Annotated in this window: 9 protein-coding genes and 1 tRNA gene; 8 read left to right on the forward strand and 2 right to left on the reverse strand. The window is 51.9% G+C overall.

Annotation, left to right across the window (positions count from 1 at the left end; genetic code table 11):
- From AAAU26_RS05150 to AAAU26_RS05180, 7 genes are all read left to right on the forward strand, one after another.
- The coding region (locus tag AAAU26_RS05150) for a restriction endonuclease subunit S (RefSeq protein WP_349180936.1) at window positions 1–695 on the forward strand (695 nt) is incomplete at its 5' end.
- Entirely contained in the window at window positions 679–1,836 is a 1,158-nt protein-coding gene (locus AAAU26_RS05155; protein ID WP_227619190.1) for a hypothetical protein, read from the forward strand. The genes AAAU26_RS05150 and AAAU26_RS05155, both read left to right, overlap by 17 nt.
- A gap of 21 nt (window positions 1,837–1,857) precedes the next feature.
- The gene (locus AAAU26_RS05160) at window positions 1,858–5,028 is read left to right on the forward strand and encodes a type I restriction endonuclease subunit R (protein WP_227619191.1); all 3,171 of its coding nucleotides are present in this window, start codon (window positions 1,858–1,860) and stop codon (window positions 5,026–5,028) included.
- Between the two features lie 608 nt (window positions 5,029–5,636).
- On the forward strand, window positions 5,637–6,194 hold the full coding sequence (locus tag AAAU26_RS05165) for a TetR/AcrR family transcriptional regulator (protein ID WP_227619219.1): 558 nt from the start codon (window positions 5,637–5,639) through the stop codon (window positions 6,192–6,194).
- A 265-nt stretch (window positions 6,195–6,459) separates the two neighbouring features.
- Window positions 6,460–7,125, forward strand: coding sequence for a hypothetical protein (locus AAAU26_RS05170; protein ID WP_227619192.1), 666 nt, complete (start codon window positions 6,460–6,462; stop codon window positions 7,123–7,125).
- A 300-nt stretch (window positions 7,126–7,425) separates the two neighbouring features.
- A complete protein-coding gene (locus tag AAAU26_RS05175; RefSeq protein ID WP_227619193.1) occupies window positions 7,426–8,079 on the forward strand; it encodes a DNA-3-methyladenine glycosylase family protein in 654 nt (217 codons plus the stop codon).
- A 6-nt stretch (window positions 8,080–8,085) separates the two neighbouring features.
- Entirely contained in the window at window positions 8,086–8,598 is a 513-nt protein-coding gene (locus AAAU26_RS05180; RefSeq protein ID WP_227619194.1) for a methylated-DNA--[protein]-cysteine S-methyltransferase, read from the forward strand.
- A 51-nt stretch (window positions 8,599–8,649) separates the two neighbouring features.
- Here AAAU26_RS05180 and gltA read toward each other — a convergent pair whose 3' ends face one another.
- Window positions 8,650–10,044: an NADPH-dependent glutamate synthase gene (gene gltA / locus AAAU26_RS05185; RefSeq protein ID WP_227619195.1), complete on the reverse strand. Its 1,395-nt coding sequence runs from the start codon at window positions 10,042–10,044 to the stop codon at window positions 8,650–8,652.
- Between the two features lies 1 nt (window position 10,045).
- The gene (locus tag AAAU26_RS05190; protein WP_227619196.1) at window positions 10,046–10,891 is read right to left on the reverse strand and encodes a sulfide/dihydroorotate dehydrogenase-like FAD/NAD-binding protein; all 846 of its coding nucleotides are present in this window, start codon (window positions 10,889–10,891) and stop codon (window positions 10,046–10,048) included.
- Between the two features lie 316 nt (window positions 10,892–11,207).
- Here AAAU26_RS05190 and AAAU26_RS05195 point away from each other — a divergent pair.
- Window positions 11,208–11,280: transfer RNA gene (locus AAAU26_RS05195), tRNA-Gly, on the forward strand.

Consider the following 11,280-nt stretch of genomic DNA (forward strand, 5'->3'; position numbering starts at 1 on the left):
CGGAACGGAACGGAACGGAACGGAACGGAACGGAACGGAACGGAACGGAACGGAACGGAACGGAACGGAACGGAACGCTGATTAAGCTCTTGCGGTATGTATTTGGCTATGTAAGGATTCCTTTGGGTGATGTGGGTTCTATCTGTATGTGCAAGCGTATTTTGAAGAGCCAGACAAACACAGCGAGCGGTGTTCCGTTCTATAAAATTGGAACCTTTGGAAAAGAAGCTGATGCCTATATTTCGCAGGAAACATTTGACGAATATCGGTCGAGATATAACTTCCCGAAAAAAGGCGATGTGCTGATTTCTGCGGCAGGAACGATTGGCAGAACGGTCGTTTATGACGGCAAACCAGCATATTTTCAAGATTCCAACATTGTTTGGATCGATAACGATGAAAGTATTGTTCTGAATAGCTATCTTCGTTATTGCTATGAATTGAAACCGTGGAAAGCATCTGAGGGCGGAACGATTCCGAGATTGTACAACGACAATATAGCAAAGGCTGTAATTGCAGTACCGTCCATTGAGGAACAAAAACGGATTGTTTCTATCCTTGACCGTTTTGATGCTATTTGCAATGATTTGACCAGCGGCCTGCCAGCGGAGATTGAAGCAAGACAAAAGCAGTATGAGTATTACCGGGACAAGCTGTTGAACTTTAGGAAATACAAAGATGAATCATCCAATTGATGAAAAAATTTATCAAGAGTTCAGAAAAGCCCTGAACGCATCGAATGTGTTTGGGTGTGAAAAAGAATATGTAGAGTTATATAATCTCGGATATGCGCTTTTGGATAGAATGGAAAAGTGCGTCGGTTATATCAATGCACATACGATGATTCCGAATTCTGAGGAAGAGTTTCTTCTTTTGATGATGTATGGCTCAATGATAGTTGATGCGGTTAAATTGGTGCTTCACTTATTAGAGGTAGAACATCCATACACACGGGATTCGCAGACGACGTACAGCTATTTTGCAGATGTATGCGAAGAGCATAATCTGATACTTCCAGATGGAAAAATACCAACTGACGATAAAGTATGGGAGTATATTCGCTCTTTGTCTTTTGCGCATCCATTCGAAACAAGCCGTGCGAAATTTCTAAAAAAGGGCGAAACACAGTACTCACCGGCAATTATTCCTTATGCAGAGTCGCAACTTTGGCAGACAAATGCAGAACCGACAGTTGACGTTATGATATACTCAACTGCGTTTCCTGAAATAAAACATTTGAACATTCCATACGATGGAATCATCGGATATATAGGTTCAAGATACCAGCTTTTATCACTTGGAACAGAAAAAATCAAACAGATCATTGAAGAGAAAAAGCAAGAGTGGGCAAAGCAAAAAGTTCAGGTTAGTACAAATCCATTGGATACATTAAAGTCGGCAGCTTCTATTATGGAAAGCAGACATGAAGATACAAGACTTCGTGAGTTGATTTCTTTGCTGGAGGTTCAAAGCACGATAGAGGAAAATCAACAGAAAATCATTTCCTACCAATCGAGATTGATAGAAGCAGTGCCCGAAGTTGTTAAAATGGTAGAATCGCTGGATACGGAGGGTCTAAACGACTATTTAGAAAGCCTGCTTGCAGTACCTAAGCCAAGCTATGCAGGAGCCGATTATCAATTACAGAAAATTTTTTCGGGATTGAATCCATATGCAGATGCAAAGGAATGGATGCGGGGGTTAAAACAGGCAGAAGGATTTTACAAAGACTGTGGTTCTAAATGGGTAAAAATGGACGTGGCAAAGATGAGAGATAATGAAATAAAACTTTTGGTTCGAATTGCGTGTGATATGCAATCACAAAGTGAAAAATAAGTGCTGCTGGAGGAAATCGAAATGTCTTTTTTCAATATCGTTGCGGCTACCAATGAAGATACCGTTGTTGCCGCCTATGAACCCTCCAAGGTGCGCTCTGACAGCTACCAAAGCGAGGCGGAACTGGAAAAAGAGTTTATCCGGCTGTTGTGCGAGCAGGGCTACACCTATCTGCCGCTGCATACCGAGGATGAACTGATTGACAACCTCCGCAGCCAGTTGGAAGAGCTGAACCACTACCAGTTTTCCGATACGGAGTGGCGGCAGTTTTTCAGTGATGTAATTGCCAATCCCAACGAGCATATTCCCGAAAAAACACGGAAGATTCAGGAAGATAATGTGCAGGTATTGCATCGGGATGATGGCAGTTCCAAAAATATCACACTGATCGACAAAAAGAACATCCATAACAACCGCCTGCAGGTCATCAACCAGTATGAGGTAAAACAAGCAGACGGCGCGCGGCATGATAATCGCTACGATGTGACGATTTTGGTCAACGGCTTTCCGCTGGTTCATGTGGAACTGAAGCGGCGCGGGGTGGCCATCCGGGAGGCATTTAACCAAATCAACCGCTACCAGCGGGATTCGTTCTGGGCGGGCTGCGGCTTGTATGAGTATGTGCAGATTTTTGTGATCTCCAACGGCACAAATACCAAGTACTACTCCAACAGCACCCGCTACAATGCCATCAAGGGTGCCAAACACGGCAAGACGAAAAAGGAAAAGACCAGCAACAGCTTTGAATTTACCTCCTACTGGGCTGATGCGAACAACCGCGTGCTAACGGATCTGATCGACTTTACCCGGACATTCTTTGCAAAGCACACGATCCTGAGCGTGCTGACCCGGTATTGCATCTTTACCTCAGAAAAGATGCTGATGGTGATGCGCCCATATCAGATCACGGCAACCGAGAGGATATTGAACCGCATCGAGATCGCCAACAACTACAAAAAGTATGGCACCATCGAGGGCGGCGGCTACATCTGGCACACCACTGGCTCCGGCAAGACGCTGACCTCCTTCAAAACGGCACGGCTGGCATCGCAGCTGCCCTACATCGACAAGGTGTTGTTTGTGGTAGACCGCAAGGACTTGGACTATCAGACGATGAAGGAGTATGACCGCTTCGAGAAAGGAGCGGCAAACTCCAACACCAGCACCACGATTCTGAAACGCCAGTTGGAAAACCCGGAAGCACATATCATCATTACCACCATCCAGAAGCTGGCGACCTTCATCAAGAAGAATCCGGGGCATGAGGTCTACCAGAAGCATGTTGTGATCATCTTTGACGAGTGCCACCGCAGCCAGTTCGGTGATATGCACGGTGCTATCGTTCACAACTTCAAAAAGTACTACCTGTTCGGTTTTACCGGAACACCGATTTACGCAGCAAATGCAGGTACGAGCGGAAAACCCGGTATGAGGACAACGCCTCAGTTGTTTGGCGGTGAACCAAATGAAAAAGGCGAAAAGGTTCTACCACTGCATACCTACACCATCGTGGATGCCATCAACGACAAGAATGTGCTGCCGTTCCGTGTGGATTACATCAAAACGATGGACGCAGAGCCGGACATGGACGACAAGCAGGTTTGGGACATTGACCGGGAAAAGGCGTTCATGGCACCCAAGCGTATTTCTCTGGTGACAAAGTACATCCTCGACCACTTCGACCAGAAAACCTATCGGGGAGACAAATCGTATGAGTTTAATCTGCTGACGAATGTGGCAGAGGTGGCCTCTGCCCAGCGTGGTGCGGTGGAGGAAATCAAGCAAAAACAGCGCGTCAGCGGTTTTAATTCGATTTTCTGCGTGGCTTCTGTGCCGATGGCAAAGCTGTATTATCAGGAGTTCAAAAAACAGATGGCGGCAGATCCAACCAAGCGGCTGCGCATTGCTACCATTTACAGCTATGGAGCCAATGAAGCGGAAACGGATGGCATTCTGGACGAGGAAAACCCGGAAGATACCTCCAACCTCGACCAGAGCAGCCGGGATTTTCTGGACGCAGCCATTCAGGACTACAACGAGATGTTCCATACGAACTACTCGACGGATGGTGAACGGTTCCAGAATTACTATAAAGATGTATCGCTCCGCATGAAGAATAAAGAGCTTGACCTGCTGATCGTGGTCAATATGTTCCTGACGGGCTTCGATGCCACGACCCTGAATACTCTTTGGGTGGACAAAAACCTGAAGATGCACGGTCTGATTCAGGCGTTCAGCCGGACGAACCGTATCTTGAACAGCATCAAGACCTTTGGCAATATCGTCTGCTTCCGCAATCTGCAAAAGCGGGTGGATGCGGCAATTTCGCTGTTTGGAGATAAAAATGCGGGCGGCATCGTTCTGTTGCGCAAATATGCGGACTACTACCACGGTTATATGGACGAGCAGGGAAAATACCATCAGGGCTATACGGACATGATCGATGACCTGACGCAGAAGTTCCCGCTGACAGAGCCGCAAATCAACGGGGAGCAGAACCAGAAGGACTTTATCGTGCTGTTTGGTGCACTGCTGCGGATGCGGAACCTGCTGTCCTCCTTTGATGATTTCAAGGGCAACGAACTGATCTCTGAACGGGATTTACAGGACTATTTGGGCCGCTATCAAGATTTGCGGGATGAATGGCGTAACAAGAAGCACGATGAAACCAAAGAGGACATCACGGATGATGTGGTGTTCGAGGTGGAACTGATTCGGCAGGTCGAAATTAACATTGACTACATTCCGATGCTGGTCAAAAAGTACCATGACACCCATTGCGATGATAAAGAAGTGCTCATCACGATTCGCAAGGCGATTGATGCCAGCCCGGAACTGCGCAGCAAAAAGCAGCTGATTGAAACGTTTATTGCAGGGGTCAACGATGTGGATGACGTGATGGCAGAGTGGAATACCTTTGTGTCCGAACAGCGAGAGAAAGAGCTTACAAAGATCATCCAAGAGGAAAAGCTAAAGGAGCCGGAGACGCGCAAGTATCTGGCCAATGCGTTCCGTGATGGCGAGATCAAAACTGTGGGCACTGACATTGATAAGCTGATGCCTCCTGTTTCCCGCTTTGGCGGCGGTGGCCGTGCGCAGAAGAAGCAAGGCGTGATCGATAAGCTGAAGAGCTTCTTTGATAAGTTCTTTGGGATTGGCGGAAGTTCAATGGCAGGGGATGATAGCAAATAATATTTGATATTAGGAAAAATATCTGCTATAATATTCACAGAGATTCCACTGGTTGTGTGATACTATCCTGATACTAAAAAATCAGCAAGCCACATCTACCACGGCAATCTCATGGAAAAGTGAACATCCAAGAACAGAATTACTAAACAAATTTGTTTAGTAAGAATCTGGACTTACCGAGCTCGAGTAATAAAAATTTGCCTTCCAACTTTTTGAATCCATCAAAAATAGAACGGAATAACGTATAAAAAACGGCCCTGCTTTCAAGATTTTTTGCTTGAAGGCGGGGCTTTTTCGCGTCCAAAGCAACAGAAAAAATAACACCCGAGGAAGAATCAAACCAGTATCACGGTTTCTTCTTCCCTGGGAAAGCCGGAGCTTCCAGGCGGTCCGCGACGTTGTTTGCTCGATCCGGGTACAGGTGGGCGTAGGTGCCGGGTGTGGTCGAAACCTTTTCATGCCCAAGGCGCTGGTGTACCAGAAAAGCATCCGTGAACATGGCTAAAAGGGATGACCACAAAAATATAAACCTTTTATGAAATCCTCTTGACAAAGTGGGAAGGGGCAGTATAATAAAAATGAACATTGTTCATATTGAGGGTGACTACATGAATACGATCGTGACCTCCAAGGAAGAGATCTTAAAAAACAGCCGTGAGCTTATCCGGGAAAAGGGCTGGGCGGCAGTCAGCATCCGTTCTGTCGCCTCGGCATGCGGGGTCTCGGTCGGCTCGATCTACAACTATTATGACTCCAAGGCTGAGCTTATCAGCGCCACGGTCGAGAGCGTCTGGTGCGAAATTTTCCACCGCCCGCAGGACGAGGCCGTATTTCAGGACGTGCAGACCTGTGTCAAATGGATGTACGAGCGCATGGCCTACGGCTATGAGCAGTATCCCGGATTCTTCACACTGCACTCTCTCGGCTTTATGCAGGAGGACAAGGCCGATGGCAAACGGCACATGCAGCAAGTCTGGAACCATATCTTAAATGGTCTGTGTACGGTGCTGCAACAGGATAGCAAGATCCGTCCGGACGCTTTTAACGAGCAATTCACCGTTGAAAAATTTGCCGATGTTCTGTTTTCGCTTATGCTGTCTGCCTTGCTGCGGCAGGACTACGACCCCGCCGCTGTGCTGGAGATCGTGCGCAGAACCTTATATTGACCGCATTTTCTTCCCACACTGCTGTGGGAATTTTATAACGTCCAAATTGAACACTGTTCACTCAAAGGAGACGCTCATAGGAAAGCTCATCGCAGTATCCTGCTGCGGCTTGCCTGCCTTGTGTGGAGCACTGCCAGCTTCAACATCCTGTGCTTTGGATGCAGCTATGCCAGGCAAGCCCCTGATGACCGTAAAAACTAAGACGGCCCTGCAAAAAAATGCAGTGTTACAATAAATTTGATGTATCGACAAGGAGCAATCAACTATGCAAGCAATCGTAGAAACTGTTTTTGATGCGGTATATCTGGTATCCGTCATCACCATCGGTATCCTGATGATCCGTGGCTGCAAGGGCAGCCACCAGTTCAAGCTGTTCGGTCTGATGGCTGTCGTTCTGGGTACCGGCGACTCGTTCCATCTGATTCCCCGTGCTCTGGCTCTATGCACCACGGGTCTTGAAAACTTTACCGTTCCCCTGGGTCTGGGTAAGTGGATCACCTCTGTGACAATGACAGTCTTTTATGTGCTGCTGTACTATGTCTGGCGTGAGCGCTACCGGGTCAAGGGCAACAATGGCCTGACTGCCGCCGTCTACGGTCTGGCTGCTGTGCGTGTTATCCTGTGCATGATGCCGCAGAACCAGTGGCTGAGCGACGGATCCCCGCTGTCCTGGGGCATTTACCGTAATATTCCTTTTGCACTGATGGGCCTGCTGATTATCGTGCTATTCTACCGCAGCGCCAAGGAGCATAACGACTCGGCTTTCCGCTGGATGTGGCTGACCATCGTGCTGAGCTTCGGTTTCTACATTCCCGTTGTTCTTTGGGCCAATGCCATCCCCATGATCGGGATGCTGATGATCCCCAAGACCTGCGCCTATGTGTGGACCGTTCTCATCGGCTATTCTGCTATGAAGAAGGAATGTAAGTGATTTGTACACCGTACCGATAAAAAGCAGGGCTGTCACTTATAGCAATTCAACTTTTTAATGCAACAGCAACAACGTTGAATTGCATATCGCAAATATGCTGTTTGAATGTTGCGCTAATTTCTTGACTTGCGATAAAAGACAGCTGCATCCTGAACGTCCAAGAATAGGCTTACCAACAAACTTTCAGCGCTCTGCCTTTTGGCAGGGCGCTTTTATATTGCAAAACTTCGTACTTTCTGTTATAATCAAATCAACAACTGATGAGCAAACGAAAGGTTGTATAGAAAGAAGGCGGGACAGATGTATTTCCAATACGGCGAAGCGGAAACGGCGTATCTGAGCGCAAGAGACGAGCGGATGGCGGCGGTCATCGCACAGGTGGGACACATCGAGAGGGAAGTGGATACCGACCTCTTTTCGGCGGTGGTACACCACATCGTCGGCCAGCAGATCTCCACGAAAGCGCAGGCGACCATCTGGAAGCGGATGCGGGACGAGCTCGGCGTGGTGGATGCAGCTGCCGTCCTCGGAGCCGGGGTTGAGAAGCTGCAGAGCTTCGGTATGACCTTCCGAAAGGCTGAATACATTACGGACTTTGCCCGGAAAATCGAGAGCGGAGAATTTGACCTCGAGGGTATCCGGCAGAGGCCGGACGATGAGGCCATCCGGGAGCTGAGCGGCCTGAAAGGCGTCGGTGTCTGGACGGCAGAGATGATATTGCTCTTCTGTATGCAGCGGCCCGACGTGTTCAGCTACGACGACCTTGCCATCCAGCGTGGGCTGCGGATGGTGTACCACCACCGAAAAATCGACCGGAAACTGTTCGAAAAGTACCGCCGTCGGTTCAGTCCCTATTGCAGCGTGGCCAGCCTCTACCTCTGGGCGGCAGCAGGCGGCGCGGTGCCGGGCCTCAAGGACTACGCGCCGACCCAAAAGCCGAAAAGGAAGGGATGAACCGCCATGACCTATACGATGCATTACGATTCGCCGCTGGGAAAGATACTGCTGGCAGCAGACGAAGAAGGGATGACCGGAGTATGGTTCGAGGCACAGAAGTATTTTGCGGCGAAGCTTCCTCCAGAGAATGAAGAGGGGACAATGCCAGTGCTGGGAGACGCCTGCCGCTGGCTGGACGTCTATTTTTCAGGCCGGGAGCCGGACTTTACTCCGAAACTCCATCTTATCGGCTCCGATTTCCGACAGGCGGTGTGGGCGCTGCTGCTGCAGATTCCCTACGGACAGACCACGACCTACGGCGCACTGGCAAAACAGCTGGCGGAGAAGAACGGCGGAAAGCGCGTCTCCGCGCAGGCTGTGGGCGGCGCGGTGGGGCATAACCCTGTTTCCATCATCGTACCCTGCCATCGGGTGGTGGGCAGCGACGGCAGCCTGACCGGCTACGCGGGCGGCATCGAAAAGAAGATACGCTTGCTGACGCTGGAAAACGCAGAGGCGGCAAATCTTTACCGATAACAAAAAGCAGGCCATCCCGGCGGGATGACCTGCTTTTGCTATATGTATAGTTTACTTGTTCTGGATGTACTCGTCGATGGCCTTGGCGGCAGCCTTGCCTGCGCCCATGGCCTTGATGACGGTGGCGGCACCGGTGACGGCGTCACCGCCGGCGTACACGCCCTCGCGGCTGGTCTTGCCCTCGTCGCCCTCGGTGACAATGCAGCCGTGCTTGTTGGTCTCGAGGCCCGGCGTGGTGGAGCGGATGAGGGGGTTGGGGCTGGTACCCAGGCTCATGATGACGGTGTCCACGTCCATCGTGAACTCGCTGCCCTTCTTCTCGATGGGGCGGCGGCGGCCGGAAGCATCCGGTTCGCCCAGCTCCATCTCGATGCAGGTGATGGCCTTGACGAAGCCGTCCTCATCGGACAGAATTTCCACGGGGTTGCAGAGGGTCTTGAAGATAATGCCCTCTTCCTCGGCGTGCTCGACCTCTTCCTTACGGGCAGGCAGCTCAGCCATGCCGCGGCGGTAGACGATGTAGACCGTCTCAGCGCCCAGACGCAGGGCGCTGCGGGCAGCGTCCATTGCCACGTTGCCGCCGCCGACGACGGCGACCTTCTTGCCGGTGCGGATGGGGGTCTTGCTGGTGGGCAGATAAGCCTTCATCAGGTTGGAGCGGGTGAGAAACTCGTTGGCGGAGTAGACGCCCTTCAGGCTCTCGCCCGGGATGCCCATGAAGCGGGGCAGGCCGGCACCGGAACCCACGAAGACGGCCTCATAACCGTACTCACCCATCAGCTCGTCGATGGTGAGCACCTTGCCGATGACCATGTTGCACTCGAAATCGACGCCCATCTTCTTGAGGCCGTCGATCTCCTGCTGGACGATGGCCTTGGGCAGACGGAACTCGGGGATGCCGTACATCAGCACGCCGCCTGCGACGTGCAGGGCCTCGTAGACCGTGACCTTATAGCCCAGCTTGGCGAGGTCGCCTGCGGCGGTCAGACCGGCAGGGCCCGCGCCGATGATGGCGACCTTGTGGCCATTGGACGCAGGCACGACGGGGGCAGTGTGAACATTCTCACGGTGCCAGTCGGCCACGAAGCGTTCCAGACGGCCAATGCCGACGGGCTCGTTCTTGATGCCGCGGGTACACTTGCCCTCGCACTGGCTCTCCTGCGGACAGACACGGCCACAGACGGCGGGCAGGGAAGAGGAACGATTGATGACCTGATAGGCGGCTTCGAAGTCACCCTCGGCCACATGGCCGATGAACTCGGGGATGTCGATGCCGACGGGGCAGCCGGTCTGGCAGGGCTTGTTCTTGCAGTGGACGCAGCGCTTGGCCTCGTTCACGGCCATCTCGGCGGTGTAGCCCAGAGCCACTTCCTCAAAATTCTTGTTGCGGACGTTGGGGTCCTGGGTGGGCATGGGACACTTTTTGGGGTCCATATTGAAAGCCATTTTACATTCCCTCCTGAGTCTTGAACAGATTGCAGGCCTTTTCCCGGGCCTTGGCCTCAAAGGGGCGGTACATGGTGCCGCGGGCCATTGCCTCGTCGAAATCCACGAGGTCGCCGTCGAAGTCGGGGCCATCCACGCAGGCGAACTTGGTCTCGCCGCCCACGGTCAGGCGGCAGCCGCCGCACATGCCGGTGCCGTCGATCATGATGGGGTTCATGGAGACGATGCTCTTGAGGCCGTGCTTCTGGCAGGTCTTGACCACGAACTTCATCATGATGAGCGGACCGATGGTGATGACCAGGTCGTACTGGTTGCCGGCAGCCACCAGCTCGTCGAGGGCAGCGGTGACGACGCCCTTGGTACCGTAGCTGCCATCGTCGGTCATGACCCGCAGCTCGTCGCTGCAGGCCTTGAACTCGTCCTCGAGGATGAGCAGGTCCTTGCTGCGGAAGCCGACCACGCTGTGGACAACGCAGCCCTGCTCGTGGAGTTCACGGGCGATGGGCAGCGCAATGGCGCAGCCCACGCCGCCGCCGACGACGCAGACCTTCTTCAGGCCTTCCACCTCGGTAGCGCGGCCCAGCGGGCCGACGAAGTCGTGGACGCTCTGACCTGCTTCGAGGCTGTTCAGCTCCATGGTGGTGCCGCCGACGATCTGGAAGATGATGTCCACAGTACCCTTCTCGCGGTCATAGCCTGCGACGGTGAGGGGGATGCGCTCGCTGTCTTCAAACGGGCGCACAATGATAAACTGGCCGGGCTTTGCCTTTTTGGCAATGAGCGGGGCTTCAATGACCATCTTTGTAACGGTGGGGTTCAGCGCCACCTTTTCCGTGATCTTGTACATTGCGTTTGCTCCTTATTCCTATATTCTCCCCTGCATGAAAACACGCCTGTTCCTCGGTGCAGCAGCCCGAAGCGGCAGGCGCGAAAGTTCAGCAACGATTTGACAATCTTAATTATAACGATATTAAGAAAGGAAAGCAATTAAATTTTCTTCGCGTCAGCTGAGACAAACTTGAACGGCGGCGCGGCTTTGTACGCGGTGGGGAGACGGAAACGTCCCTTTTTTCAAAAAATGCAAATTTGTAGTTGACAAGAGGCGAAAGCTGCGGTATAATAATCGACGTCGCCGGGAACGCCCGGCGCGCCACAATGGATATGCGGCCGTAGCTCATCTGGTAGAGCGCCACCTTGCCAAGGTGGAGGTAGCGAGTTCGAGCCTCGTCGGCCGCT

Source organism: Faecalibacterium longum (genome assembly GCF_040094125.1).
GTDB lineage: Bacteria > Bacillota > Clostridia > Oscillospirales > Ruminococcaceae > Faecalibacterium > Faecalibacterium longum.

Coding starts and splice junctions, on each gene's coding strand:
- AAAU26_RS05155 (WP_227619190.1), top strand. CDS start 679: ATGAATCATCCAATTGATGAAAAAATTTATCAAGAGTTCAGAAAAGCC.
- AAAU26_RS05160 (WP_227619191.1), top strand. CDS start 1,858: ATGTCTTTTTTCAATATCGTTGCGGCTACCAATGAAGATACCGTTGTT.
- AAAU26_RS05165 (WP_227619219.1), top strand. CDS start 5,637: ATGAATACGATCGTGACCTCCAAGGAAGAGATCTTAAAAAACAGCCGT.
- AAAU26_RS05170 (WP_227619192.1), top strand. CDS start 6,460: ATGCAAGCAATCGTAGAAACTGTTTTTGATGCGGTATATCTGGTATCC.
- AAAU26_RS05175 (WP_227619193.1), top strand. CDS start 7,426: ATGTATTTCCAATACGGCGAAGCGGAAACGGCGTATCTGAGCGCAAGA.
- AAAU26_RS05180 (WP_227619194.1), top strand. CDS start 8,086: ATGACCTATACGATGCATTACGATTCGCCGCTGGGAAAGATACTGCTG.
- gltA (WP_227619195.1), bottom strand. CDS start 10,044: ATGGCTTTCAATATGGACCCCAAAAAGTGTCCCATGCCCACCCAGGAC.
- AAAU26_RS05190 (WP_227619196.1), bottom strand. CDS start 10,891: ATGTACAAGATCACGGAAAAGGTGGCGCTGAACCCCACCGTTACAAAG.